Annotated in this window: 25 protein-coding genes, 1 tRNA gene and 1 pseudogene; 7 read left to right on the forward strand and 20 right to left on the reverse strand. The window is 35.4% G+C overall.

Annotated elements, in window-relative coordinates:
* Window positions 1-67 precede the first annotated feature (67 nt).
* The 4 genes from Q4Q55_RS00890 (at window position 68) to Q4Q55_RS00905 (ending at window position 4,866) form a co-directional block, all read left to right on the forward strand.
* A tRNA-Met gene (locus Q4Q55_RS00890) sits at window positions 68-177 on the forward strand.
* Window positions 178-294: 117 nt separating this feature from the next.
* The gene (locus tag Q4Q55_RS00895; protein WP_303370941.1) at window positions 295-1,461 is read left to right on the forward strand and encodes an aldo/keto reductase; all 1,167 of its coding nucleotides are present in this window, start codon (window positions 295-297) and stop codon (window positions 1,459-1,461) included.
* A gap of 283 nt (window positions 1,462-1,744) precedes the next feature.
* Entirely contained in the window at window positions 1,745-3,100 is a 1,356-nt protein-coding gene (gene glnA / locus Q4Q55_RS00900) for a type I glutamate--ammonia ligase (protein WP_303370942.1), read from the forward strand.
* Window positions 3,101-3,183: 83 nt separating this feature from the next.
* Entirely contained in the window at window positions 3,184-4,866 is a 1,683-nt protein-coding gene (locus Q4Q55_RS00905; RefSeq protein WP_303370943.1) for a DUF128 domain-containing protein, read from the forward strand.
* Here Q4Q55_RS00905 and Q4Q55_RS00910 read toward each other — a convergent pair whose 3' ends face one another.
* From Q4Q55_RS00910 to Q4Q55_RS00950, 9 genes are all read right to left on the reverse strand, one after another.
* Complete coding sequence (locus tag Q4Q55_RS00910) at window positions 4,867-5,157, reverse strand: DUF2097 domain-containing protein (RefSeq protein ID WP_303370944.1); 291 nt, start codon at window positions 5,155-5,157, stop codon at window positions 4,867-4,869. It lies immediately after the preceding gene.
* A 123-nt stretch (window positions 5,158-5,280) separates the two neighbouring features.
* Window positions 5,281-5,571, reverse strand: coding sequence for a DUF2097 domain-containing protein (locus Q4Q55_RS00915; RefSeq protein ID WP_303370945.1), 291 nt, complete (start codon window positions 5,569-5,571; stop codon window positions 5,281-5,283).
* A gap of 46 nt (window positions 5,572-5,617) precedes the next feature.
* Window positions 5,618-6,493, reverse strand: a complete 876-nt coding sequence (locus Q4Q55_RS00920; RefSeq protein WP_303370946.1) for a formylmethanofuran dehydrogenase subunit C — start codon at window positions 6,491-6,493, stop codon at window positions 5,618-5,620.
* 2 nt (window positions 6,494-6,495) lie between these two features.
* Window positions 6,496-8,211 carry a formylmethanofuran dehydrogenase subunit A gene (locus Q4Q55_RS00925; protein ID WP_303371007.1) on the reverse strand — a complete coding sequence of 572 codons (1,716 nt, stop codon included), beginning with the start codon at window positions 8,209-8,211 and terminating at the stop codon, window positions 6,496-6,498.
* Window positions 8,212-8,218: 7 nt separating this feature from the next.
* A complete protein-coding gene (locus tag Q4Q55_RS00930; RefSeq protein ID WP_303370947.1) occupies window positions 8,219-9,595 on the reverse strand; it encodes a formylmethanofuran dehydrogenase subunit B in 1,377 nt (458 codons plus the stop codon).
* Complete coding sequence (locus Q4Q55_RS00935; RefSeq protein WP_292845856.1) at window positions 9,585-10,154, reverse strand: molybdopterin dinucleotide binding domain-containing protein; 570 nt, start codon at window positions 10,152-10,154, stop codon at window positions 9,585-9,587. Before Q4Q55_RS00935 ends, Q4Q55_RS00930 begins: the two co-directional genes overlap by 11 nt.
* A 12-nt stretch (window positions 10,155-10,166) precedes the next feature.
* Window positions 10,167-10,397, reverse strand: a complete 231-nt coding sequence (locus tag Q4Q55_RS00940) for a 4Fe-4S binding protein (RefSeq protein WP_296802190.1) — start codon at window positions 10,395-10,397, stop codon at window positions 10,167-10,169.
* Between the two features lie 9 nt (window positions 10,398-10,406).
* On the reverse strand, window positions 10,407-11,504 hold the full coding sequence (gene fwdF, locus Q4Q55_RS00945) for a tungsten-dependent formylmethanofuran dehydrogenase subunit FwdF (RefSeq protein WP_303370948.1): 1,098 nt from the start codon (window positions 11,502-11,504) through the stop codon (window positions 10,407-10,409).
* A 1-nt stretch (window position 11,505) separates the two neighbouring features.
* Window positions 11,506-11,967, reverse strand: coding sequence for a 4Fe-4S binding protein (locus Q4Q55_RS00950; protein ID WP_303370949.1), 462 nt, complete (start codon window positions 11,965-11,967; stop codon window positions 11,506-11,508).
* A gap of 401 nt (window positions 11,968-12,368) precedes the next feature.
* On the opposite strand from Q4Q55_RS00950, the gene mobB reads away from it, so the two are divergent.
* Both mobB and moaA read left to right on the forward strand, forming a co-directional pair.
* Entirely contained in the window at window positions 12,369-13,406 is a 1,038-nt protein-coding gene (gene mobB / locus Q4Q55_RS00955; RefSeq protein WP_303370950.1) for a molybdopterin-guanine dinucleotide biosynthesis protein B, read from the forward strand.
* Between the two features lie 4 nt (window positions 13,407-13,410).
* Complete coding sequence (gene moaA, locus Q4Q55_RS00960) at window positions 13,411-14,340, forward strand: GTP 3',8-cyclase MoaA (protein ID WP_303370951.1); 930 nt, start codon at window positions 13,411-13,413, stop codon at window positions 14,338-14,340.
* An 81-nt stretch (window positions 14,341-14,421) separates the two neighbouring features.
* Here moaA and Q4Q55_RS00965 read toward each other — a convergent pair whose 3' ends face one another.
* The 10 genes and pseudogenes from Q4Q55_RS00965 to Q4Q55_RS01010 form a co-directional block, all read right to left on the reverse strand.
* Window positions 14,422-15,627 carry a Coenzyme F420 hydrogenase/dehydrogenase, beta subunit C-terminal domain gene (locus Q4Q55_RS00965; protein ID WP_303370952.1) on the reverse strand — a complete coding sequence of 402 codons (1,206 nt, stop codon included), beginning with the start codon at window positions 15,625-15,627 and terminating at the stop codon, window positions 14,422-14,424.
* A 113-nt stretch (window positions 15,628-15,740) separates the two neighbouring features.
* A pseudogene (gene fdhF, locus Q4Q55_RS00970) lies at window positions 15,741-17,810 on the reverse strand (formate dehydrogenase subunit alpha); the annotation flags it as partial.
* A gap of 84 nt (window positions 17,811-17,894) precedes the next feature.
* Window positions 17,895-18,689, reverse strand: coding sequence for a formate/nitrite transporter family protein (locus tag Q4Q55_RS00975; RefSeq protein ID WP_303370953.1), 795 nt, complete (start codon window positions 18,687-18,689; stop codon window positions 17,895-17,897).
* Window positions 18,690-19,205: 516 nt separating this feature from the next.
* Window positions 19,206-19,505 (reverse strand): DUF2149 domain-containing protein, encoded by a 300-nt coding sequence (locus Q4Q55_RS00980; RefSeq protein WP_303370954.1) that lies wholly within the window; start codon window positions 19,503-19,505, stop codon window positions 19,206-19,208.
* Window positions 19,506-19,509: 4 nt separating this feature from the next.
* Entirely contained in the window at window positions 19,510-20,151 is a 642-nt protein-coding gene (locus Q4Q55_RS00985) for a MotA/TolQ/ExbB proton channel family protein (RefSeq protein WP_303370955.1), read from the reverse strand.
* Window positions 20,148-20,339 carry a hypothetical protein gene (locus Q4Q55_RS00990; RefSeq protein WP_303370956.1) on the reverse strand — a complete coding sequence of 64 codons (192 nt, stop codon included), beginning with the start codon at window positions 20,337-20,339 and terminating at the stop codon, window positions 20,148-20,150. Before Q4Q55_RS00990 ends, Q4Q55_RS00985 begins: the two co-directional genes overlap by 4 nt.
* 692 nt (window positions 20,340-21,031) lie before the next feature.
* A complete protein-coding gene (locus Q4Q55_RS00995) occupies window positions 21,032-21,601 on the reverse strand; it encodes an FmdE family protein (protein ID WP_303370957.1) in 570 nt (189 codons plus the stop codon).
* Between the two features lie 10 nt (window positions 21,602-21,611).
* The gene (locus Q4Q55_RS01000) at window positions 21,612-22,415 is read right to left on the reverse strand and encodes an ABC transporter ATP-binding protein (protein ID WP_303370958.1); all 804 of its coding nucleotides are present in this window, start codon (window positions 22,413-22,415) and stop codon (window positions 21,612-21,614) included.
* Window positions 22,406-23,419 (reverse strand): iron ABC transporter permease, encoded by a 1,014-nt coding sequence (locus Q4Q55_RS01005; RefSeq protein WP_303370959.1) that lies wholly within the window; start codon window positions 23,417-23,419, stop codon window positions 22,406-22,408. Before Q4Q55_RS01005 ends, Q4Q55_RS01000 begins: the two co-directional genes overlap by 10 nt.
* Window positions 23,420-23,428: 9 nt before the next feature.
* The gene (locus tag Q4Q55_RS01010) at window positions 23,429-24,535 is read right to left on the reverse strand and encodes an ABC transporter substrate-binding protein (protein ID WP_303370960.1); all 1,107 of its coding nucleotides are present in this window, start codon (window positions 24,533-24,535) and stop codon (window positions 23,429-23,431) included.
* Between the two features lie 256 nt (window positions 24,536-24,791).
* Here Q4Q55_RS01010 and fdhD point away from each other — a divergent pair, with 256 nt between their 5' ends.
* Entirely contained in the window at window positions 24,792-25,541 is a 750-nt protein-coding gene (fdhD, locus tag Q4Q55_RS01015; protein WP_368660126.1) for a formate dehydrogenase accessory sulfurtransferase FdhD, read from the forward strand.
* Here fdhD and hxlB read toward each other — a convergent pair whose 3' ends face one another.
* On the reverse strand, window positions 25,542-26,132 hold the full coding sequence (hxlB, locus tag Q4Q55_RS01020) for a 6-phospho-3-hexuloisomerase (RefSeq protein ID WP_303370962.1): 591 nt from the start codon (window positions 26,130-26,132) through the stop codon (window positions 25,542-25,544).
* Between the last annotated feature and the right edge of the window lie 27 nt (window positions 26,133-26,159).

Below are 26,159 nucleotides of genomic sequence, written 5' to 3' on the forward strand. Positions count from 1 at the left end.
TATGGATTATAATAAAAAAAAACAAAAACTTTAAATGTAATGATAAAAATAAATATATTTGTTAGATGCCGGGGTGGCTCAGCTGGTTAGAGCGCACGGCTCATAGGGTAATAAAGCAGTGCTCTGACTTATTCCTGGGATACCGTGAGATCGCGGGTTCGAATCCCGCCCCCGGCATCCTAAATCCCAGGAATTTCCATCTTAACTACTTTTTTTAAAAATCATTTTTCAAATCATAACAATTTTATATTTTTATTGATTAAAATAATCATGTTAAAGAATTGGGGTTTGAAAATGTTATATAATACACTTGGAAAAACTGGTTTGAAAGTTTCAAGACTGGGTTTTGGAACCATGAGACTTCCAACAAAAGGTTCTAACGACAAAATCATGGAAAATGAAGCATCAGAAATGTTAACCTACGGAATAGAAAATGGGATTAATCTAATCGATACCGCTTATCCCTATCACAGCTCCACTTTAGAGGGTAGCGGAAATAGCGAAATATTCCTTGGTGAATTCTTGAAAGAAAATAGCTACAGGGACGATGTTTTAATTTCAACAAAATCCCCCTCATGGGCTATTGAAAAAAATGAAGATTTTGAATATTACCTTGATAAACAGCTTAAAAAACTCCAGACTGATTTTATAGACATTTATCTGCTCCACTCACTCACTGTTCCCGACTGGTTAAAGGTTAATGAACTTGGCGTTTTGGATTTTTTAGACGACTGTCTTTCAAGCGGTGTTGTAAAACACGTTGGATTTTCATCACATATTGAAGTTGACTATCTGATTGAGATTTTAGATGAATATCCAAAATGGGAAGTTGTCCTAACCCAAATGAACTATCTTGACGAGTATTACCAATCAGGAACAATGGGCCTTGATTATCTAAAAGAGGTCAATGTCGGAAGCATGATTATGGAACCCCTTAGAGGTGGCAGATTAGTTCAAAACATTCCTCAGCAAGTTAATGACCTATGGAACCAAGCGGATGTAAAAAGAACACCTGTAGAATGGGCACTGCAATATTTATGGAACAGGGATGACGTTGACTGTGTTCTAAGCGGAATGACAAGCCTTGAACAGGTAAAAGAGAATGTGAAACTTGCATCAACTGAAGACACAATCAATGAACATGACAGCGAACTGATCAGGGAAGTTGCACGAACTTACAGAACATTTTTGGGAAACAACTGCACCAGATGCGGTTATTGCATGCCATGCCCACAGGGAGTGGATATCATTAATTGCCTTACCGAGTACAATATCGCACATATGCTGAATGACCCTAAAGCCAGTGCCATGCAGTATTTTACATTGATTGATGACGATTCAAGAGCAGACAGCTGTATTCAATGTATGGAATGCATACCTTTCTGTACACAGATGCTCGATATTCCGGAAGAGCTGGTGAAAGTTCACGAATATTTCGGAAGTGAATTTGATCACTTTTAAACCTTCCAAATTTTCAAGATTCATTAAACAGTGAATCAAATTTTTAATCAAATTTCATCAAATATTATACAAAAATGTATTGTTTTTAAAAATAGCTAATAAATTATCCATTAAAAAAAATAAATGCTATATATTAATATACTAAAAGCTAAAAAATAGATAATAATCACTAATTTTTCAAAATATTTATATACTATTGCGTGGAAAAATATTTCCAAGGTAGGAAAATAGTTTCCGACTAATTTTTATAACTCAATATTCAAGGAATATTGGAGCTGATTAAATGAGCGATATTAATGAAGAAAAAATGCAAGCAGTAATCGAACAAATGAAAGAGGACAATATTAAATTTATCCGTTTACAATTTGTTGATATAAACGGTACCGTGAAAAATATTGTTATTCCATTTAACGAAGAAGATATTGAAGAGTTATTCAATGAAGGAATGTTATTTGACGGATCATCAATTGAAGGATTTGTTGGAATCAATGAAAGTGATTTAGTACTAAAACCGGACATCAACACATATTCAAGATTATCCTGGAGACCTGAAGAATCTGCTGTATGCAGATTTATATGTGACGTATGGACTCCTGAAAAAGAGCCTTTTGTTGGTGACCCAAGAAGCATCCTAAAAAAATCCTTGGCGAAAATTGGAAAAATGGGATTACAGTACAACATCGGTCCTGAACCTGAGTTTTTCATTGTTGATATTGATGAAAACGGATATCCGATGCCTTACGATGAAGCAGGTTACTTTGATGTGGAACCGCTCGACAAAGGTCCTGATTTCAGAAGAGAATTAACTTTAAACCTTGAGGAATTGGATTTTGAAGTTGAAGCTTCACACCACGAAGTGGCACCTGGACAAAACGAAATTGCATTTAAATTTAAAGATGCTCTAAAAACTGCTGATGCCGTAATTACCTTTAAACAGGCTATTAAAGCTATTGTAGACAATATGGCAACATTTGATCAGATGGACTATAGAGTAACATTTATGCCGAAACCATTCTTTGGTGTGAACGGAAGTGGTATGCACTGTCACCAATCCGTATTCAAAGGCGACAAAAACTTATTCTCCGATCCTGATTCTGAAACAGGCTTATCAAAAGATGCACTTCATTTCATGGGAGGACTGTTAAAACACGCTCCTGCTGTAACTGCAATTACAAACCCTATTGTAAACTCATACAAACGTTTAGTGCCTGGATATGAAGCTCCAGTATACAGGGCATACGGACTTAAAAATAGGTCCGCTTTAATCAGAGTCCCTGCAGCACGTGGAAAGGCAACCCGTATTGAATATCGGTCCCCAGACCCTGCATGTAACCCATATTTAGCATTTGCCGTGATGTTGGAAGCAGGTATTGACGGTATCCAAAATAAAATTGACCCTGGAGAACCGATTGAAGCAGACATCTACAAAATGACTGAAGAAGAAAGAGAAAAAATGGGCATTAAAGTCCTGCCATCAAGTTTATGGGAAGCTTACCATGCTCTTGAAGAAGACCCGCTCATATTGGGGGCTTTAGGTGACCACATTTCAGAAAAATTTCTTGAGCTCAAATATCAGGAATGGGACGAATACCGTGTACAGGTATTCGGATACGAACAAAGAAAATATTTAGATATCTAAATCTAAATATTATTTTTATTTTTTGAATCTAATGATAACTAATGCGTTAATTATGATTAGATTTAAAAAAGGGAGCTTTTTTTATGTCAGAATCTGAACACAGAATGATTGAAATCTTAAGAATATTGAATGCTCAAAACAAGCCAACAGGATCTAAATTAATTGCCGATGAACTAAAGAACAAAGGATTTAATTTAGGTGAACGTGCAGTTCGATATCATATGCAAATTTTAGATGAAAAAGGATACACTGAGAGAATGGGATACTCAGGCAGACAAATTACTGACCTCGGTCGTGAAAAACTAGAAAAGGGACTGATATATGACCAGGTTGATTTTATCCATTCAAAATTTGAAGAAATGATATATTTAACTGACTTTAACTATATCAACCAGAGCGGAAATGTTGTTGTAAATACTTCAACCATTTATAACGAAGAGTCAATTAATATACTTGAACATATTTTTGAAAGTGGTCTTTCTGTTAGTCCTTATGTTAATTTAAACAGAGTTGGAAACAAGGATGAAATTGAAGTGACAACAATATGCGGAACAACAATAGACGGCATACTCTTAAATGAAGGAATACCTTCACAACTCCAATATGGAGGACTTCTGAAAGTTGAAGATTCAAGACCTGTGAAATTCACAGAATTGATTTCATACAAGAAAACCTCCTTAACTCCACTGGATGCATTTGCAAACTCCAATTTAACATCAGTTCTGGACGTCATAACCAAAGGTTCCGGAATCATTCCTGCAAACTTCAGATTAATACCTGGAGTCAGCCGTCAAAAAACTATTGAAATCCTAAATAACCTGGATAGAATTGGTATTGGAGGAATAATAGCCATTTCAGAAGAGGGAAAAGACATTTTAGGACTACCTGTTCCTGATGGAATGGTGGGCATAAGCATGATTGGAGGAATAACCCCATTTTGCGCACTTAAAGAATTAGGGCAAGAGATTGACATAAAAATAGCAGAAGAAATAAAAGATTTTAAATCATTATCTCCGATTACATCATCCATAAGCTCCACTTTAAATCCAATAAAAGAAATTAATGAACCCAAAGTACCATTTTTACTTTCAAAATCCTGGAATTTGATACAGCAAGTTAATTTTGATGTTGAAAAAAGAAAAGGAGACATAATTACAAATATATCATACATATCCAAAGATGACCAGGACAATGCGTTAGGCATTATGGAAGAGACATACAACAACAACCCTAAATTCATCAATCCCTATTATAAACTAATTGACCATCCCACAGATGATGAAAAAATCGGGATTGCAACAATATGCAGTTTAAGTATTGACGGACTGTTAATAAACAATGGAATAATGAGTACACCAAAATACGGAGGGTTACTTGAGCTGACTGAACCGCCATTATTCATTGACCTGATATCCTACAACGGTACAACACTTGACCCCCATATAATATTCCTGTCCAAAAAAATGACATCAATCAGCAGAAATATCGGACCGAATAAGATTTTAGCCAGTGTAAAGGAAATTCCATACATTTCACGTGATTATGCAGTTCAATTATTGGACAGATTGAACAACATAGGATTCTCCATTTATAAAATCGGAAAACCAAGAGAACTGGTATACAATGCTAAAGTGGACAATTATAATTTCGGCATTGTCGCCGGGGGCGGACTTAACTCAATAGGTGCAATTAAAGAAAAAGGCGTAGATATAGAAGTTAAGGCTATTGAAAAATTAATTCCTTTTGAGGATATGGATAGACTGTAACTAAATTACAGTTACCTCCACATCTTCACCATCTTTAGGCTTATGAATAAACTCAATAATGTCTTCTTCTACCTCATAAATATCAATTTCGATTGTTCCACCCAAATCACTTTCATCAAGAGAAACCAATAATTTAAATCCTGGTTTTCCAAAATATTCTGAAAAATCAACATTTAAAACTTCTCCTTCTGCAAAAATTCTATCGTAGGCAATTTCCAAAACATCATGAATTTTTACATTTTCTTTTAAGTAATTGATAGCTTCTTGTGTTGTTAACTCTAATTCTTTCATGTCAATCAACTCCGCAATAACTATAATTATATCCGCAAGCATATAAAAGTTTGTTTGTATACAATGAAACAAATAATTTTTTCTATAAAAAATCAAATAAAATAATAAATATAAAAAAAGAGTTTAGATAACTTCGATGACGACTTCGTTACCATCATGAATATGGCGCATTTCCAATAAATCGTCTTCTATTTCTTTAAGGTCAATTTCAATAGACTGATTTAAGATTTCGCCTGTCAATTGCAAACCAATTCTTAGACCTTCACCAGTTACTTCATCTTCTTCAGTTATGCCCAATACTTCACCTGGAGCAAAAATACGATTATATGAGACTTCTAAAATGTCTGTTACATGAACATTATTTCTAACATATTCAACTGCTTCATCAAAGGTCATTTGAATTTCTTTAACCATTATATCGCCCTAATCATTATTAAAAAAAAAGAAAAGGAATTAGGAATTATAAATTCCTATATTCTCTAATTGAAGTATATTCGTCGTCAAGTTCGCCGTATGAAGATAATTTTTCTTTGTTTGCTTCAGCATCCAAGTATAAATTACCTTTACCGTTAAGACCAATATCTCCAGTATATTTAATATATTTACCTTCGAAAGTAGTTCCTTCAACTTCAGGATCAACAACTATACCATCGAGAACAAATCCTTCGAGTAATCTTCCGAGGAATCCGTGGATAACAATGTTACCGTTTTTCATTTGTCCACCAGGCCAACGGTTTACGTTACCGTCGATTTCAATAATACCTTTGGTCATGTGAATACCAGCTAAGATATCACAGTTACCTTTAACGTGGATTCTACCACCGGTTAAACATTCACCACATTGTTTACCAGCGTTACCGCCGACAACAATTTGTCCTCCAGTCATACCTCTCCATTCACCAATGTAAGAAGCACCAGTGAATTCTTTGGTGTTTCCTTCAATTTCAAGGTAACCACCAGACATTTCTCTTCCAGCGTGAGCAGCTGCATCACCTTTAACGAGAATGGATCCGCCAGACATTTCAGCACCAACGTGTAAATCTACACTGCTGTTACATACGATGTTTCCACCACTCATTTTACAACCGATGTATTTTACTCTGTTCAAATCACCGTTGAGAATCATTTCAACTTCATCAGGTCCGTTAGCTTCTCCAACTACAGTAATTTTGAAGAAGTCAGTGATTGGGAATCTTGAATTTCCAATAGGAACTTGATATTTTGCGAAATCAGCTTCAGTCCATGAATAAATTTCATCAGGAATTAATTCATCAAATTCTAAAGCGATTGAAGAAGTTTTTATTTGATCAAATGTAATAGTTTTCAAATTAAACACCCCTATTTACCTTCAACATCTATTCTAATTGGGTTAGATACATAGTGGTCGTGTACTGGATAGTTTTCCCATTTTACTGAGTAGTATTGAGTGAAGAACGGCATGATGTTGTCGATTACTTTTTGTTCTTCTCTTTCCCATCCTTTTACGTTAACCCAAACATTTTGACTTTCTTTAACTTTAACGATTTCTTTATCTTTTACCAATATTTGACCATCTTTAATAGTGTATTCAGCTACATTGAAACCTTTTTCAATTTCATCAGCTTGTTTGGATGGATCAATATCATTAGGATTTATGTCATATACTGCAATGTCTGCTCTGTATCCAGGAGTAAGTGCACCTTTATCAGTGAATCCGTAGATTTTAGCTGGAGCAGCCCTAGTAATAGTTGCAATATCGTAGAAATCATATTCTCTTTCGAGAGTTGGGAGAAGAGTTCTTTTGTGTACCCATTTGTGAACTTCATTGTCACACATGTCTTGTCTTTTCTCATTACTCATCAACCAAGAGATAATTCTAGGATATCTAGTAAATGGTCCTGCGTTAGGGTGGTCAGTAGTTAAACATACTCTCCATGGGTCTTCGATTAAGAGGAATAATTCAAGACCGATAGCCCATTGTAATGTACTAACAGGACTTTTCTTGGAGTAAATACAAGGAATGATACCTGCAGCAGTTTCACATTCAATATCCTTGTTGGTCCATTTAAGACCGGATAATTTGAATAAATCGTATTCCATAGGAGCGTCTGCAGTCATTGTAGTGGTTTCATCGAAGGTTACTTGACCGATATCACAAGTTATGTTGTCTTTTTTGTTGAAATGTTTAGCAACTTCTTCAGCACCGGAAGTTACATCTCTCCAGCTGTTACCTAAGTAAGAGTGGAACTGCAAGTGAGTCATGTGCATAACTTGGTCCCTGATTTCAGCTGCACCTTTACCTTTTTTAATGCCGTCCATAGCATCCATGGTTTCTAAGGTTGTAGGTACGTTACCTGGGTGTCCTAAGTCATTAGGGTGAATGTGTATAGAGTGAGGTAAGTTTAACATTTCGTTAGCTTTTGCTAAAGCGATAACAACTTCTTTTGAAGTTACGTCAAAGTATGGTGCTTTGTCGTTGAAACCGTGTACGTTCATACCCCATCCCCATGCTTCACTTCCACATGGGTTTACAATTTTTACACCGTAACCTTTGGAGATTTTTAACCATGCTGCAATGAATGCTGCAATGTCTTCAATATTATTATCTTTTGCGTATTCCATTACAAACCAGTTGTTACCGAATAATGGTAAAGCTGGAATATCTAATTGAGGAATAGTTGCAATTTCTTCGTGAGTGTGTTTTGCTTCAAGAGGAGGCATAGCTGCTTCTACAACAGTACCGTAACCTAATCTTGAGTATCTGTAACCAGTTGCAGGACAACTTGGAATAGAGAAACCAGATTCAGATCTTAATACGCTAGTTTTTTGAGTAACACCTCTTCTGGAATCTTCAGGTCTGTATAATCTTCCTACTACTAATTTAGGACCTGCAACGTGTGCGTGAGGGTCAATACCTGCTGGCATGACAATTTTATCGGTAACGTCTAAGACTTTAGCATCTGCAGATACGCTATCTACAATTTTGCCATCTTTGAACATGACATCCATCTTTTCCCCGTTAACTTCGTTAGCTGGGTCGTAGACTATACCATTTTTAAGAATATATTCCATTATATCACCTTTAGAGTGCGTTTGGATTTGGCACATATTTTGGAGCTACGTTTGGCTCTTCTCTGAGTTTCATTACTCTTTCTTTCAATTCACGGACAATCCATTCGTCATCACGACAGGTTTCTGGTTTGTCGATAGCTTTCTTCATGTAGATAGGAACTCCATCCATACGATAACTGGTACCGGCACATTCTACAGCAATGAATGAACCTGGCAATACTACATCAGCGAGTTCTGTTGATGGACCCCAGTGAATATCGATTTGAATAACAGGAATGTTAGCTAAGTGTTGGTTTGCTCCATTAGGGAAGTGAGCACCTGGGTCAGCTGCAATAACCATGAAACAGTCAGGTTCTTTCCTTACTAATAAATCGATGGTGTTGGTTTCTCCCATCATATATCTTGGGTAACCTCTACAGTAGTCAACACCGAAAGCAAATCCACATTCGAATGCCATGAAAATGTTGAATCCGTTTACGTTAAAGTGACCTCTCATTGGAGTAAGACCCCATTTACTGTATTTGTTTAAGTCTTGTACCATTTTAATTGCAATATCAATGTTTCTTTGTTTTGATAAAGTGTGGGTTAAACCTAAACCGAAGAAGAGAACACCGAATTCAGCGTTTTTCATTTCTTCTGCTAATTCATAAATATCTTCTTTAGGAATTCCAGAAATTACGTCTTGGTATAATTCTTTTCCTCTGAGAACTGCTCTAATAGCATTGTAGAAACCGTAGTCTCCGTTTTGTTCAAATCCAATCCATTTGTCTGAACATTTTGCAGTATCTGAGAATTTTGGATCCATTGTTACAACAGTTCTGTCGAATCTTCCTCTTTGTCTGAAGTATCCACGACAGAATACAGCATATCTTGCCATGTGTCTTGGGTGAGAGTTCATAGCGTTACTTCCAGAGTAAACAACCATGTCAGCTCTGTTTTGTACTTCACCTAAAGTTTGGATAGGGTAACCTGCGTTTTGTACAGCTTGCAGGGAAGGACCGTGACAGATAGTAGCTTGGTTATCCAATACAGCACCAATGTATTCACCTAATGCTACTCCTTCTTTCATACATTCGGTAGAAGTTTCAGACCAACCGTAAAATACCGGTCTGATGGAGTTAGCAATGTATTCAGCAGCTTTATCTAAAGCAGTATCCCAATCTACTTCTTTAAGTTCTCCGTTTTCATCCCTAATCATTGGAACAATTAATCTTTGATCCATATCTTCCATAATTTTACTTGCACCTAATCTGCATGCGTGTCTTACAGCAACAACATGATTGTTTTTAACTAAGTAATCTAAGTCGTCACAGTTACAACCACAGAAAGCACAGGTACAGTTTTCAACAATGTAATCATAATCAGTTACAGGTGGTTCATAAGTCATGATCAATCAACTCCTCCCATTTACGTCCGTGATAAACAGGTAATTCACCTAAAGATTCCATGTTTTCAACAACATCGTCATCTTCTTCATCAACGTATTTTTTGTATACCCATCTCATTAAGTCAGCCATGAGTAATACTTTTCTGTCTGTTTTTTCTACGGTACAGCGAATACCTTTGTAAGTAGGGTCAGAACAACAGTAAGTGTCGTGACTTACAATAGTGTTAGCCCATGGACCTTTACAAATGAATACAGTACCTTCGTGAGGTGCATCTCTTGAAACTGCACAGTTTACAACTACTTCACCGAAATCGGTTTTAACAAGTACAGTATCCCAGTTGTTTACACCTAATTTTGCCATATCTCTAGGATCCATGTAACAAGTACCTGAAGCGTTTTTGTATTCTTGTTTTAAGGTGGATCCTCTTTTTTTACAAGCACCTTGGTAGATGTCAGATCCGGTGTTTAACATACATTTTAAAACATCGGTAGTTCCTTCACCAGTGATTTTTACATCAGGCACTACAGGTTTTTCTAAATAAGTATTAGCATAATGCATATAATAATCCCCCTATTCTAACCATATAGCATTTACTGGGCAAAACATTTGACATGTTCCACATTTTTCACATTTTTCAGGACTGAAAAGTTTAATAAATCCGTTTTCTACCATCATAATAACTTCTTCAGTCTTTGCACCATTACCACCAGCATTTTCCGGACTGATAGCTGCATTAACAGGACAAGCAATTACACAAATCCCGCATCCTAAACAATTATCTTGTTCTACTTTAAGTTCCATCCAAATCACCTAGTCTTTAATAGCGTCTAAAGCTTCTTTCCAAGTAGCTGAGTTTATAGGAGTGTGATCAATTGCAGTTCTTTTAACTGTAATAGCACCGTTAGGACATGCATTTGCACATGCTTTACATTTAATACAGTAATCAGCATTAACAATAACATGTTCCATTCTGGAACCAGGACCGGTTGATACAGGGAATGCTAAAGCATTACAACTACAAATATCTACACAAGCACCACAAGCTTGACATTTGTCTTGGTCTACTTCTATAGTTCCTTCAAATGGTTTTTTGTGTTTTGCTGCATCAGTAGGACATACTCCTTCACACCATCCGCAGTATACACATGCATCTGAATCAATAACAGAGTTTCCGGTAACTACTGCTTTTGCAGGGTCTAAGTCATATTCTCCGTAAGAACAAGCTCTACATAGTGCTTTGATAGCTTTAGTAGGACAAGATTTTTTACATACAAGACAATATACACATTTCTCTTTGTCTATGACAATAGATTCTTTTCCGGTTTCACTGTCAACAACTATAGCTTCTGCAGGACATAATTCTTGGCATACACCACAGTAAATACAGTCATCTTCATTTACTTCAATTTCACCAGTTACTAAGTCTGCACGACTTGGTAAAACTCTTTCAATGACGATTGCATCACGAGGACATGCAACTTCACATCTTTTACAGTAAATACATTCATCATCATCAATTTCTGAGAAAGCATTATAATGAGGATATGCTTCAATTTCGCGGATAGGAACATCATTAATGGTTAATACTAATGCATCAACAGGACATAATCCGCTGCACATACCGCACAATACACATTTACTTTCGTCAATTTGAATTCTTTGAACATCAAAATCATCTTTGAAGTTTTGAGCAATCTTTTCATGACCACTGAAGTAAATGTCATTTGAAAGTCTGTGACGAGCATCGACAGCAATTGAATTTAATGTAATTGCTTCAACAGGACAAGTGGACTCACAAATTCCACAACCTAAACAGGTTTGGTCATTGAAAGTTAATTTCCTTACTTCTTCAGCATCTCTTGTGATGTCAAAGTTATTGTCATTAACCTCTTTTAAATTTCTAATCATATTAAATCTCCAAAATTTTTATAGAATCAGTTGGGCACTCATCTTCACAAAGCTGACAACCGCAACATTGTATGGAGTCTGCATGTGCTTGTAACGATTCTAATTGAATAGCTTTCATTGAACATGCATTTACACATAATCCACAACCAATACAAGAATCTTTTATAGTTACTTCGAAATTTCTTTCTTGGCAAATATTCACAATTTTTCGACTCTGTTCTGGTTCATCAAATATAACTTCAGCCATTTTCAAAAAATCCCTGGGATAAAGTTCCACTATAGTTCTTGCAACATCGATTGAGTTCCAGGATAAGTTGCTGCCATTCAAATAGTGTGAAATGGTAGACCTGTCAACTCCCAACTCATTTGCAATCGCCTGGTGACTTTCACCGGCATCCTTTAACTTGACTGCCGCCAAATATTTCAAACCAGATGCAATATGTTTTGGCATTTGAACCACCATGTGTAATGATTACACATATGTTTACTTATATAAATATATTTGCCTAAAAGAATTAAGACACAATCTTTATATATAACTGTGTGGATACTACAACAAAAAAATTCAAATAAAAGTTATAAATCAATATATAAAACTATAAATCATTCAAATTATTTAATTAATAAAAATAAAAAATAATAAGCATTTATATTAAAATTAAATATCGATTATCGATATTTAAAATGGTTTATATCGAGTATTTTTTAATAAAAAATTATGAAAAAGTATTAAAAAAATGAAAAAAAATCTCAGAAAGTGTCAATTTTTAGGCCATCCAAAATTAATGTGTAGTTACTACACATCACATAAAAAATAGTATTATTAATGTTGAAATACTAATAATATTATAGGGGGAAAATGAGATGAAAATCGCATCTATTGTAGGTAAAAAGAATACCGGAAAAACTTCACTAACAGTGAAGGTAATTAGTGAACTAACAAAAAGAGGTTATAATGTTGCTTCCATAAAACATTCCCACCATTCAATAGAGATGGATAAGGAAAACACAGACACATGGAAACATAAACAGGCCGGAGCAAATTTGGTTGTCGGTGTGGGATCAACTACTTTTTTCAATGCGCGAAAAGAGCATGACCTCAATAGAATATTATACTTACTGAAACATTTCGACAATTTTGATTATGTAATAATTGAAGGCTACAAAAGCTACAACTATCCGAAAATCATCACTTCCCCTGAAGTCAGAGACGAATACACAATAAAAGAAGTGGATTCATTCACAATAGATGATGAAGGCATTAGAGAACTTGCAGACTTAATAGAACAGAGAGGTCACGACATTGTGGACACCCTATTTGCAAACAACTGCGGATACAACAATGGTGAAGTTATCGCAGGAGATATACGTAACGGAAACTTAAGTGTCGAAAATCTTGACGATGTCTGCTGCTACATGTCAATAGACGATAAAGTTGTTGGACTGAACAGATTTGTCAGTGATTACTTAAAGCAAAATATTTTGGGAATCATTAACACATTAAATCTTGATGATTATGGTGTTGAGGATGTTAAAAAGATTGAATTGATTGTGCCCGATTCACAGTCAAGGCCCAATAAAGCAAATAAAAGAACTACTGTTTTAATCAATGGCAAAAATCTTGTGATAAATAAATTTACAATGGACATTGTAACAAATTCAATTGCTGCAATGGTTAACTCCCTTAAAACACAGGAGGATGTAAATTCAATAGATATCGAAATATCAGGTATAAGTGATGACAATCTGATTGATGCTGAAATTGTCCTTAAAACAAACGGTAATGATGTAAAAATCAATGAATTCACCAGAGGAATTTTAAAAGAAACTATTTTTGCAATCATCAGTACTCTAAAAACAGATGACAAAATCAGCGATATAAAAATTAAGGTGGAAGAGTGATTGGATGGTTGATGAATATGTAAAAGATAACTTTGAAAGGCCAATAATATCACTCAGAATAACCATTACAAACAGATGCAATGAAAATTGCATTTATTGCCATCATGACGGCATGGTTTCTTCGAAAGATGAAATGACACCCGATGAAATTTACAAAATATGTCAAATAGCTAAAAAATTGGGAGTTAAAAAGATTAGGCTTTCAGGCGGTGACCCGCTGGTCAGAAAAGATATCGTGGAAATTGTTGAAAAAATCGGCAGTCTGGATTTCAAGGATATTTCTCTTACCACAAATGGCGTTCTGCTTGAAAAATATGCTGAAGGCTTAAAGAATGCCGGCCTCAACAGGGTAAACGTAAGTTTGGACACCCTCGATCATGATACCTACAAATTTGTTACAAAAAGAGATTATTTGGATAAAGCCAAAACAGGCATATTGAAAGCTGTTGAAGTTGGAATGAATCCTGTTAAAATCAACATGGTAGTAATGAAAGACCTCAATCAAAACGAAGTAAAAAATATGTTTAAATTCTGTAAAGATAATAACATGGTGCTTCAATTAATTGAATTGATTGAAAGTGAAAACTGTGATGACGATAAATTCAATGCCGAATACCACTACCCATTAGATTCCATTGAAAAAAGATTAATTGATATGGCTGATAATGTGAGAGAACGTAAGTTTATGCAAGGCCGTAAAAAATATTACATAAACGGTGGAGAAATCGAGGTAGTTAAACCTATGGACAACACTAAATTTTGCGCAAATTGCTCCAGATTAAGGATAACACCTGACGGGAAAATCAAACCCTGCCTGCTTAGAAACGATAATCTTGTTGAGTTGATTTCACACATCAGAAATGGTGAAAGTGATGAACAGTTAGAAGAAGTTTTCATGAAAGGTATCGCCAACCGTGAGCCTTACAATACCTGATTTATTTTATATTTTTTGACAGACTTATATAACAATGTTATTTATTATGGTTAAAAAAATAAAAAGGAAATAGGGTAAACCCTATAACCATTTAGCTTTGGATACGTGATCAGTGAATGGAAGTGGGTCGTCACTACCCATACCTGGGATGTATCCGTAGATTTCTCTTACTTTGTTGTTTACGGTACTCCATACTTTAGCTACAGGAATTTCACATGGACATACTTCGGAACATTGACCACAGTTGGTACATGCGTCAACCATGTGCACTAAACGTGTTAAGTGGAAGAATGGAGCTGCAGGAGTGTATCCACCAGGTACCCATTCAGGACCTTCAGCTTCAAGACAGCAGTCTTCACAGAAACATAATGGACATGCTTCACGACAACCGTAACATTTCATACATTTGGAGAATTCATCTTCGTATTGGTAGAATACATCAATGATGTCTCCAGTGGTACCTGCGTAGTCTACGTCTTTTTTAGCTTGAGATTCTTTTAACATGAAGTTGTTAATGTTTTCTCTGATTTTGATACCTTTTTCGATTGGTTCAGCGGTTTCAATTAAACCTGCTTCAATAACTTTGTCTAATACTTCAGCACCAGTTTCTGAGAATACTTCTACGAAAGTAGCTTTACCAGCTAATTGACCGATAACTCCCCAGTTACCTAAAGCTAAGTCAGCGTTGGAAGGGATTTTGAGGTTACATCTTTGACAGTTTTCTCTTCTACCCATGCCTTGTTCTTCTAATTCATCGATTTTGAAACCTTTTTCACCATCAGCTGTTTCCATGATGAGTTTTCCTTTTGAGATTTCTTCTTTGATAACATCTTTAGGATCTAATTCGTATACATCTCTAATCATGTTCATGGTAGGAACAGGTGACATAGTTCCTCCACAGTTTACTCCAATCATAATTACGTTATCTTCGATGATTTTACCTTTTTTCATTAATTCTCTGATGGTCATTGCGTCACAAGGTTTACATGCAACAGCGAGTTTCATGTATCTTGCACCATCTAAGTATTTGGATACAAATTTAGCAATGTTTAATGTACCACAGTGAATTGAACCTGCAGTTTTGATTACATCAGCAGGATCAGTTACAAGGGTTGGTACACCATCATAAATATCGTGACCTTCGGTTACACCTACAACACCGTCAACGATACCTTCTTCTAATAAGTATTTCATGATAGTAGTTACTACTCCACCATATTCTCCTTTTTCTTTGATATCTTCGATAGCAGAGTATGCGTAGTACATATCGTTAATTTTTGCGCTCATTTAAATCTACTCCTCATTTATTTTCCTACTTGTACGGTAGTAGTTGACATGTTTTCAGCTTTAATTTCAGTGTCAGTACCATCTTTGTAGACTTCTCCTTTCATTTCTAATACTTCAGGGAGTTTTTCTACTTGAATAGCACATGCTTTTAATTCAACCATTTTGGATTTAGGGTCGAAAGAATCGGAGTTGGTTAATACATTAGCTGCACATTCTACAAAGTGCATTGGAATGTTTACAATACCTTCTCTGATGTCATCGGTTACACGTGCAGGAATAGCGATTTCTCCTCTTCTGGAGAATGCTCTTACTACTTCACCGTTGAGAATTCCTCTAGCTTCAGCATCTTTGGTGTTGATTTCGATGAATCCAGTTTTAACTTCGTTGTTTAAGGTTTCACATCTTCTGGTCATTGCAGCGTGATAGTGGAATAAGATCCTTGTAGTAGTTAATAATAATGGGTATTCATCATCTACAGTTTCAACAGGTCCTTTGTGTTCTAATGCTTGGAAGACTCCTAAACCGTCAGGGTGTGCGAATTTTTCTTTGTGCATTAATGGTTGACATGGGTCATCTTCAGATGGGCAAGGCCAGTGAAGTGCTTCAGGAGTGTCTAATCTTTCACGGTTCATACCAGCCATGATAGGAGCACATTCTCTGATTTCATTGAAGATATCTTCAGAAGTTTCGTAGTGGAATAATTCTCTTGGAACTCCCATTCTGACTGCGATTTCTTCCATGATTTTCCAATCTAACCATGCGCCTTCAGGAGGTTCTTGAGCTTTGTGTAAGCATTGTACTCTTCTTTCACCACTGGTGAAGGTACCTTCTTGTTCACCCCAACCTGCTGCAGGAAGAACTACATCAGCACATTGTGCAGTATCGGTTAAGAAACATTCTTGAACAACTAACATTTCTAAGTTTTCAAGTGCTTCTTTGGTGTGAGCTACGTCAGCATCAGAGAGAACTGGGTCTTCCCCGTGGATGTATAATACTTTTAAGTCACCAGCGTGAGCAGCATTCATCATTTCTACTAAGGTTAAACCAGGAGTGGTTGGTAAGTTTACTTCATAACCGTATCCACTGTAGTAGTCGTTGAACCATGCAGTAGTTTCTGGGTCTTTAACTTTTCTGTATCCTACGTAATCGGAAGGTAATGCACCCATATCACAAGCACCTTGTACGTTGTTTTGTCCTCTTAATGGGTTTACACCAGTACCTTGTCTACCAATGTTACCAGTTAACATTGCGAGGTTTGCAGTGGACATAACGTTGTCTGCACCGTGGGAGTGTTCGGTAATACCTAATGAGTATACGATAGCTGCTTTGTCAGCAGATGCGTATTCTACAGCTAAGTGTTCGATTACTTCAGGTTTGATACCGGTAATTTCAGAAGCCATTTCTAAAGTGTATTTTTGAACGGTTTCTTTCATTTCTTCGTAACCTTTGGTTCTGTTTGCAATGAATTCGTCATCTTGTAAGTCTTTGTCGATGATAACTTTAATCATTGCGTTCATTAAAGCTACGTCAGTACCGGTTTCGAATTGTACATATTCATCTGCGATTTTAGCAGTAGGAGTGAATCTTGGGTCTAATACAACTAATTTAGCACCGTTTTGTTTAGCTTGGATCATTTTACGTCCAAATAATGGGTGTGCTTCCATGTTGTTTGAACCAATACAGAATATGTAGTCAGCTTCTTTGATACTGTCGAATCCGTTGGTCATAGCACCTGATCCGAAAGTGTTAGCCAAACCTGCTACAGTAGGACCGTGACAGATACGTGCACAGTGGTCTACGTTTTGAGTTTGACAAGCTACTCTTGCTAATTTTTGAGTAATGTAAATGTTTTCGTTTGGTGAACGAGCACATGCGTAGAATCCAACTTTGTTAGGATCTTCGTCAGATACTTCTTTGAGTTTTTTAGCAACCATGTCGAGTGCTTCATCCCATGAAGCTTCTCTAAATTCGCCATTTTCTTTTATTAAAGGAGTAGTTAATCTGTCTTCCCTATTAATAAATTGATATCCAAAATTACCTTTTGGACATACTTTACCCTCATTTACAGGGTGTCTTTTTAAAGGTTCTACACCAACAATTTTTCCGTCTTTTACAACGAAGTTGAGACCACAACCAGTCCCACAGTACGGACAGATTGTTGGTACATATTTTATTTCAACCATTTTATAATCTCCAAAATATATTATATGATAAAATAATTTAGAAAGAAGCTTTAAAAAGCTTCTTTAAATTTAAAATTTACTAGCTTAGTCTTTGAGGTAAGTGTACCAGTATATACATGCTACAAAGACTGCTCCACCGATGATGTTTCCGATTGTAACTGGAATTAAGTTGTTAATGATGATACTTCCCCAGTTTACACCTTCAGCACCTAAGAACATACCTAATGGTATGAAGAACATGTTTGCAACACTGTGCTCAAATCCGATACATACAAACGCCATGATTGGGAACCAGATACCAACGATTTTACCAATGATGTCGTCGGATGCGTTCGCTAACCATACAGCTAAACATACAAGCCAGTTACAACCAATACCTCTAATCATTGCTGTTACGAAGTCTAATTTAACTTTAGCTTCTGAAACTGCAATAGCTTTAGCAGTTATTGCGTTAGTTGGGTCAGCAGGAGCAATTCCTCCCATGAAAGCTAAAACGTAAGCAACAAATAATGCACCTACGAAGTTGAAAATCCAACTGAGTACCCAATTTTTAGCGAGACCTCCTACAGATGCATTACCATCTAATACACCTAGAGTCATGAACATTACGTTTCCTGTGAATAATTCAGATCCGGCAAGTACAACAATAATCAAACCTACAGGGAACACTGCACCGAATACGAATTTTTCTAAACCCATTGGTGCACCTGCTTTTAACATACCGGCACTTGCTACTACAGCTAATAAACCACCGAATGCAATATATGCTCCTGCTAAAAAGGAGAGTAATATTACATTTACAATATTTGCAGAGTCTTTTGCTCCAGCTGTTGCAGAAATTGCTTTTGCAGTTTCTACTGGACTTTTGAATGAACTCATTTTATCAACCTCTTTATCCCTTTTTTATAATTTATTATAATACTAATGAATCCCAAATTAAAATAGTTCAAAGTATTATGAGTAATATTATATCTTTTAATATATAAAAAGGGTTTGTTATTAGACTCTAAAAGAAATATTTAAATAGGATAAACGAGTTATATATAATTGTAATAATAAATCATTATAAAAGTTCCATCATATCGGAAAAAAACTTTTTTTTAGAAGAATAATAACTCATAACATTATTTAGAGAAATCAATTATTTTTAAACTCCAAATATTTAAAATTAATAGCAAATATCGTTTTTAAAGTTAAAATTAGATTTATTAGTATTTTATGTAATTTTCGAATTGAATAATATATCATGTCATATGTTTATATATACCTTGTATATCTACGTTGATAAAAATTTTATAAATCGGAGTGAAAAATAATAATAATTGAATTAAATCTAAAAAAAATAATTGAAAAAATTTAACTTAAAAAATGAAAAATTTCGAGTCAAATGATAATTTAACCCGATACCATTACCAGTTCACCAGTGTTGGGATCCTGATAAACCTTACCGACCTCACTGTAACCGCTGTCTTCAAGTCCACCAGCATCAGTGTAATTCTGTGTGAACGTATCGGCAGTAGAAACATCCTGTGTTGTAGAAGTATTGGAAATCATGTCCGGATTTGCAGACAAAGCCATGATTGCAAAAATTAAAAAACCTAACGCTAAAACAAGCATTGCATCTGAAAGGTTATTTAATCCACTCATAGGGTCATCATCGGCAGATTCAGAAATTCTCCTTTTCTTTCTAAGCATAATTTCACCATTTACTTATAGCTTCAAGTTCTGCTTCCGCTATTGTTTCTGTAACAATTAAATCAGACTCATACCATTGTTTCTTAAATCTGGAAATAACATAAGCAAGCGCACCTACAGACAGACCAGTGACAGTAGTGTCAAATGCAATGGTTAGAGATTGTGCCAGTGTTGAAATATCCCCAGTTCCCAAAGCGGCTAAACCAGGTCCTAACGGAATTAAAGTTCCTAAAAGACCCAAAATAGGTCCTACTTTAACAAGAATGTCTGTTTTGTTAGTGCTTTTAATTAATTTTGTTTCCTCATCTGAAATTAACTCACTGGCAAGGGCTTTTCTTGCCTCATTACCGATGTCATGATTATCTGCAATTCGACTAAGGACATTTTTTTGATAGTCGAACAGGCTGCTTTTGCCAATAACTTCCTTCATTTGAGATACATTATTTGAAAATGAAACGTTTCTAACTAATTCTTCCAATTCCTTAGAACTGATTGCCTTTCTTGAAATAAACTCATTAATTATACCACCAAAAGCCAACAGAACGATAATCACTGAAATCACAAGCAGTATAATGACCGGTGTTAACAAGCTTTCAGATATAATATGAATCAATGAGGTTAAAGTTTGGGTTCCTTCAAGTATCATAAACTTCCCCCTTTATTGTCATTATAAACTACACCAATTACCAAAACGACAATTATCCCTATAATAATATATATTAATTGATATGTTGGAGTCAGAATTAAGAATGGGCTGAACATTGAATAAACAAGATGTCTTGTGGATTCATATGTCAAACCAAAAATAAACAGCAATAGTGAAAATAAACACATGTACTCTCCAATAATAACCGGGTAGTCTCTTTTTGCATGAATTAATAATTTTGTAAGTTGATAAACAGAAAATAATGTTAAAAAACTGAATAAAGAATATAATGAGAAATCGAATAATGATAGCTCGGATTGTGATGAAAGACATATCAGCGAAATAATAAATAGTATCATGACTGAAACAATTGAAAACCTTAAATTATTTTTTTTAAAATAGCATATGAATGTTAAAAATACAAATATGCACAGTATCATGAAAAAATAGCTATAATAATCAAGTAAAAAAGATAGAGTATTTTCAAAATAGCCTGAAATATTCATTGAAACGAATGAAATGATTAAAATAGCAAATGATACTCCAATTAGTTTAAAATTATTAATTTTAAGATTTCCAATCAATAAAGAAATATTGGCCGTGAACAAGATTAAAATTACTAATAAATATCCTCCAATTAAATCCATATCACTGCAACTCTCATATCTTTATTACTTTTATTTTATCCATATAATTATTTAAACATATCGCAACGATAAATTTAAATAAAATAAAATTACTTAAAAATTTTTTAATAGATAAAATAAAGATTTAAACTAAAATAATTGAAAAAATAAAAATAATAAGCAAATATTTAGCAAAATAAAAAAATATAAAGAAAAATTATAAAATCCAATTAAAGATTAAAACATATTGCTCATCAATCTTCAATCAGTTCATAATATGATTCCTCTGCACAGGATTTGCACACGGGTTTTCCGCCTCTGAGCACGTGACGCCCATCAGATACTTTTTCACCGCAAACAGAACAGAATGTGGTTGTGTAAGGTTTGCCCGGCATGTCACCTAAAGACAATTCGATTTTAACCTTGTCAACTTTAAATAATTCTTCAGGAGGAGTCCTTCTAAAACGAGCGATCATCTCTTCTTTAGTTTCCTCATCCTTGAATTTTTTATTTGCATCCGCATCAGTTATCCTCAAAGCCTCTCCTGTATCCTGATTATAAAATGTTGCTGCAAATTTGCCGTAATACATCTGTTTAAGTGTTCTTTTACCCATAGAACAGCCAGTAACAGATTGAACCGCATCGGACATGCACCGGTCGATTTCCAAAAATACAATCAGATTTTTATGCCTTTGATTTAACTCCATTCCCAATAGTTCAAGACCGTACATTGCCAGTTTTGTTCCAATAGCAATACCTCCGCAGATATGACCATGAAACTCAGCGGCTTTTGCAAGTTGTTCATCATAATCTTGTTCATTCATTTTATCACCTTTATAAATCTAATTTTAAGTTTGTCTTTAAAGGTACACATACCTTTCTTTCATTATCCAATTCTATTAATTTAACATCGATAGAATAAGCTTTTCTTAAATTTTCTTCAGTTACAACATCTTCCGGCGTTCCAAAATCAATGAATTGCTTATTTTTCATTATGGCAACTTTTGTTGAGCTTAAAAATGCGTGATCCGGGAAATGAGAAGACATTATAATCGAAAGACCGGATTTTGATAAATTATCGATAATTTCCAAAAGTTTGATTTGATTGCCGAAGTCCAAGTGAGATGTCGGTTCATCCAATATAAGAATATCTGGCTGCTGACATAAGACACGCGCCAAGAATACCAATTGTCTTTCACCGCCACTCAAATTCGTGTATTCCTTATCCTTCAAATGATCTATGCCTAATGTTTTTAAAGAATTGATGGCTATGTCAATGTCCTTTTCTTTTGGAGAATCTGTTAAATTTAAATATGGTGCCCTTCCCATCACAACAACATCCAAAACAGTGAACGGAAATGAGGGTACGTGAGATTGTGGGATATAACCAATGTGTTTTGAAATCTCGGCAAAGGATAAATTTTTAATGTTATCCCCATTAACCAGGATTTCACCGCTTGCAACATCATTCAATCCATTGAGACATTTTATCAAAGTGGTTTTTCCAGTCCCGTTCGGACCAAGAATGCACAATACGTCCCCTTTATCAATTGAAAAACTGATATTACTGAAAATTTCTTCACCGCCATAAGAAAATGAAATGTTTTTAACTTCAAATAGCTTATTATCTACGACCATTCTGAATACCCCCTCTTAAGCAAGTATAAAAATATTGGAACGCCTATTACCGCTGTCAGAATACCAATTGGAATTTCGATTGAAATTACTGCACGTGAAATATTGTCCACAAGCAATAAGAAACAAGCTCCCAAACTTAATGAAGCGGGGATTAAAATTTTATTGTCCGGACCTACAATCATCCTTGCCATATGTGGAATGATTAAACCAATCCAGCCTATAATACCGCTTATTGAAACGGCAGCGGATGTGAGTAAAGTACATCCGGCAATGATCAGTAATCTGACTCTAACAGGGTTAACACCTAATGATTGAGCTTCTTCATCACCCATGGCAAGCAAATTCATATGCCACCTAAGCAATAGCAATATGACCGCGCCGATTATCACAGGTATTGCAATCATCAGCAATTTCTCCATTGTTACAGAAGCAAGACTGCCCATAAGCCAATAAACGATTTCGGGCAGTTTATCATCAGGGTCGGCTATGAATTTTATGGCTGAAATCAGTGCATTGAAAAATGCGGATATGGCGACACCGGATAAAACCAAAACTAGTATTCCTCCGGCTTTATAACTTCTTGAAATAATATACGTAAATGAAACGGAAATCAATCCGAAAATAAAAGCAAATATTTGAGTTACAACATTTGCCCCGCTGATTAAAATAGCCAGGGCCGCTCCAAAACCTGCCCCGTTAGAAACACCTAACAGATCTGATGAAACAAGAGGGTTTTTGAATATGCTTTGAAAAGCCGCACCAGCCATTGCAAGGCAAGCCCCGACAACCAATGCAGCGATGATTCTTGGAAGTCTTATTTCAAAGACAATTGTGGTTATTGTAGATGAAACTTCCAACTGTGGAAAAATAGGAGATAGGATTGTACTAACTACATCAATCGGACTGATAGGATATCTTCCCATTAAAAATGAAGCGAAAAATAAAATAATTGGAAGGAAAACTAGAAGTACAAAACTAGCAATTTCCTTTGTTTCCTTATCCATAAAATTCCCCTACAAATTAGACTCCTTAAGACCTGAATCCAATAATATCTGCTTAGCATTATCGTCATTTAAGTCGAAATGATAGAAATTACTATAAAATTCTTTAGTGGTTGAAACCATGTCAATGTCCTTATAGTCATCCGGATAGATTACTTTTGCAGTCCATGGAACGCCAATAATCATGTTTGCTCCAACCGGCCTATCAAACCATTTAAATGGAGATTGTGGGGATAAATAAACTTCCTTATTTTTAACGGCATTTATTTGCGCCCAGTTAGAATCAGAATAAACTTTTGCATAAAATTCAGGGTCTGTAGTGATAATTACATCAGGATTCCAGCTGATTACCTGTTCAATGGATACCTGAATGCCTGTTGTTGTATTGGCCTGATTGGCTGAATCCGCAACATTTTTTCCGCCAACAAGATCAATCAACTGGCCGTGAGTGGAATGAGAAGGATTGGTTTGGAGTCCGTCATCACCTTGAGCATAATAAACTGTTTTTTTATCGCTGTCTGATAATTTTGAAGCTCTGTCCTTAACCATCTTTAAATACTTATCATTGAATTCATTGAGTTGACCGGCCTTATCCTGAGCGCCGACTACTTCTCCCATAAATGTTATTGATTCACCGACAGTTTCAACATTGGTGGTGTCTTTAACTGCAACTACCGGCAGAGTACCGAATTTCTGTTGACGTTCCTGAACAGTGGAATTGTCACCGTCTCCACCTTCATCAATTGATTCTATGATGATTTCCGGTTCGGATGCAATGAACTCTTCATAACTGCCGTCCTGTGTACCATACCAGCCGCCAACAACCGGAAGATTAGCATATTGGCCCGGAACATATTTCAATTCATCATCAGTCCATTGAAAGTTAACAGCCTTTAATTTGTCCGGTGCTATCATATACAATACTGTAGTCATAGGAGGGCTTGTAGCAACAACATTGTCAACGGAAGCAGGTATTTCCAAAGACCTTCCAATCATATCGGTTATATTTTTAGACCCTTTAGTCTCAACAGTTGAAGGGGTTAAAAATAAGTGGGTGGCAGCAGCCGCCACAACCAGAATAACCAATACAAGAATAACGATTTTACTTTTTTTATTCATAATAATCACATAGCTTTTTACGATAAGAATATATGTAAATAACATTTTAAATAATTTACTAAAAACAAATATTGATTTAAAGAAGTTTAAATTAAAAAAAATGATTTAAAATCTTCAAAATTGAAATAAAAGAATAAATTGATTGTAGATACTGTCATGAAAAATAATGATTAAAATTTATAATCCTCAGTGATAATTATCAACATATCGGACTATTTATATACATATTCGATATAATAACAAACAAAGGAGCCAAATCATGAAAATTGAAGAAATAGATGCCATTAATTATAAAAACGGCAAAGCAACCGAAGCAAAGGAAATGGTTGTTAAAGATGAAACAATTACATTAACAATTAACGGAACCATCAGCCGCAGTTTATCTGCAATCGAAGACTCTCTTGAAGAATTTGCAGTAGGATATTTATTTAATGAGAATATGGTAAATTCAATGGATGCAATTAAAAAGATTGAAGTTGATGGAGTCCAAATTAATGCAGAAATTGATGACACTCTCTTAAAGACAAATGAAACAGTATTATGTTCCGATTCCGCTGGAGGATGGAGAAGTAAAATTAAAACTGTAAACCCCGTAGAATCCGATTTTCAGGTTAAGGTCGAAGAACTGATTTCAAGAATTGAAGAGCTGAAGGACAATGCCGAAATCTGGCAAGCGACCGGGGGAACACACGTTGCAGGAATTGTTTATAAAGACCACTTTATCGTAAAAGAAGATGTGAGTCGCCACGTTGCTGTTGATAAAGTAATCGGATACGGATTACTGAATGATTTTGATTTGTCACATTCATATGTAATTTATAGTGGAAGAATGCCTGCTGACATGGTAATAAAAATGACTAGGGCAGGCGTACCGATATTAGCATCAAATGCTGCGCCTGCAAATTCAGGATACAACATTGCAAAAAAAGGAAATATCACATTAGTTGGCTTTTTAAGAGGTCAAAGATGCAATATCTATAATAATCAGAATAGAATAATCTTTTGATTATTCCAATACTGTGTGTCTTGCTTTCAAATCACTTTCTGTCTGTTCCATTTTTTCCATCAATTCTGATACGATGGCATCCAAGAACACCAAAGTGGTCAATTCAAAAGCGGTTCCCAGGGGAGTTAAAGAAGTGTAATTCCCATGAATTTGACGTTTCATATAATTTTCATCGTCAACTTCCTTTTTGGTTCTTCCTTTAACAAAAAGATAACCATCAGCCAATTGGCCTAAAGTTGATTCCGGATAAGATGTAACGGCCAATACCTTAGAACCCCTATTTTTAGCTATTCTTGCTGCAGAAACAATCGTATTGGTTTCACCTGAACCGGAAATTGCTATTATGCAGTCATCCTCATTAATGGCCGGTGAAATTGTCTCGCCTACAACATATGATCTCAAACCCAAATGCATTAATCTCATCGCAAACGCTTTAGCTGCAAGCCCGGATCTTCCCGCTCCAGTAACAAAAATATTATCGGCACCAATAATAATATCTTCAAATTGGTCGATAGTATCCTCATCTAAAAATTCTTGAGCAGCCTCAATATTATCCAATATAGCCCTAATAGAAGTTTTCATTATATCCATTTTATCTGTCCTCAAAGTTTGAACTTA

The organism is Methanobrevibacter sp. (assembly GCF_030539555.1).
In the GTDB taxonomy this organism is placed as follows: domain Archaea; phylum Methanobacteriota; class Methanobacteria; order Methanobacteriales; family Methanobacteriaceae; genus Methanocatella.

Excerpts from the sequence above, each read along its gene's own strand:
- fwdF (WP_303370948.1), bottom strand. The coding sequence starts at position 11,504 with ATGATTAGAAATTTAAAAGAGGTTAATGACAATAACTTTGACATCACA.
- Q4Q55_RS00965 (WP_303370952.1), bottom strand. The coding sequence starts at position 15,627 with ATGAGCGCAAAAATTAACGATATGTACTACGCATACTCTGCTATCGAA.
- Q4Q55_RS00985 (WP_303370955.1), bottom strand. The coding sequence starts at position 20,151 with ATGATACTTGAAGGAACCCAAACTTTAACCTCATTGATTCATATTATA.
- Q4Q55_RS00905 (WP_303370943.1), top strand. The coding sequence starts at position 3,184 with ATGTCAGAATCTGAACACAGAATGATTGAAATCTTAAGAATATTGAAT.
- Q4Q55_RS00995 (WP_303370957.1), bottom strand. The coding sequence starts at position 21,601 with ATGAATGAACAAGATTATGATGAACAACTTGCAAAAGCCGCTGAGTTT.
- glnA (WP_303370942.1), top strand. The coding sequence starts at position 1,745 with ATGAGCGATATTAATGAAGAAAAAATGCAAGCAGTAATCGAACAAATG.
- Q4Q55_RS00950 (WP_303370949.1), bottom strand. The coding sequence starts at position 11,967 with ATGGTGGTTCAAATGCCAAAACATATTGCATCTGGTTTGAAATATTTG.
- Q4Q55_RS00910 (WP_303370944.1), bottom strand. The coding sequence starts at position 5,157 with ATGAAAGAATTAGAGTTAACAACACAAGAAGCTATCAATTACTTAAAA.
- Q4Q55_RS01010 (WP_303370960.1), bottom strand. The coding sequence starts at position 24,535 with ATGAATAAAAAAAGTAAAATCGTTATTCTTGTATTGGTTATTCTGGTT.
- Q4Q55_RS00895 (WP_303370941.1), top strand. The coding sequence starts at position 295 with ATGTTATATAATACACTTGGAAAAACTGGTTTGAAAGTTTCAAGACTG.
- Q4Q55_RS00980 (WP_303370954.1), bottom strand. The coding sequence starts at position 19,505 with ATGCTTAGAAAGAAAAGGAGAATTTCTGAATCTGCCGATGATGACCCT.
- Q4Q55_RS01005 (WP_303370959.1), bottom strand. The coding sequence starts at position 23,419 with ATGGATAAGGAAACAAAGGAAATTGCTAGTTTTGTACTTCTAGTTTTC.
- Q4Q55_RS00975 (WP_303370953.1), bottom strand. The coding sequence starts at position 18,689 with ATGAGTTCATTCAAAAGTCCAGTAGAAACTGCAAAAGCAATTTCTGCA.
- hxlB (WP_303370962.1), bottom strand. The coding sequence starts at position 26,132 with ATGGATATAATGAAAACTTCTATTAGGGCTATATTGGATAATATTGAG.
- Q4Q55_RS00930 (WP_303370947.1), bottom strand. The coding sequence starts at position 9,595 with ATGACTTATGAACCACCTGTAACTGATTATGATTACATTGTTGAAAAC.
- moaA (WP_303370951.1), top strand. The coding sequence starts at position 13,411 with ATGGTTGATGAATATGTAAAAGATAACTTTGAAAGGCCAATAATATCA.
- Q4Q55_RS01000 (WP_303370958.1), bottom strand. The coding sequence starts at position 22,415 with ATGGTCGTAGATAATAAGCTATTTGAAGTTAAAAACATTTCATTTTCT.
- Q4Q55_RS00940 (WP_296802190.1), bottom strand. The coding sequence starts at position 10,397 with ATGGAACTTAAAGTAGAACAAGATAATTGTTTAGGATGCGGGATTTGT.
- mobB (WP_303370950.1), top strand. The coding sequence starts at position 12,369 with ATGAAAATCGCATCTATTGTAGGTAAAAAGAATACCGGAAAAACTTCA.
- Q4Q55_RS00990 (WP_303370956.1), bottom strand. The coding sequence starts at position 20,339 with ATGTGTTTATTTTCACTATTGCTGTTTATTTTTGGTTTGACATATGAA.
- Q4Q55_RS00935 (WP_292845856.1), bottom strand. The coding sequence starts at position 10,154 with ATGCATTATGCTAATACTTATTTAGAAAAACCTGTAGTGCCTGATGTA.
- Q4Q55_RS00915 (WP_303370945.1), bottom strand. The coding sequence starts at position 5,571 with ATGGTTAAAGAAATTCAAATGACCTTTGATGAAGCAGTTGAATATGTT.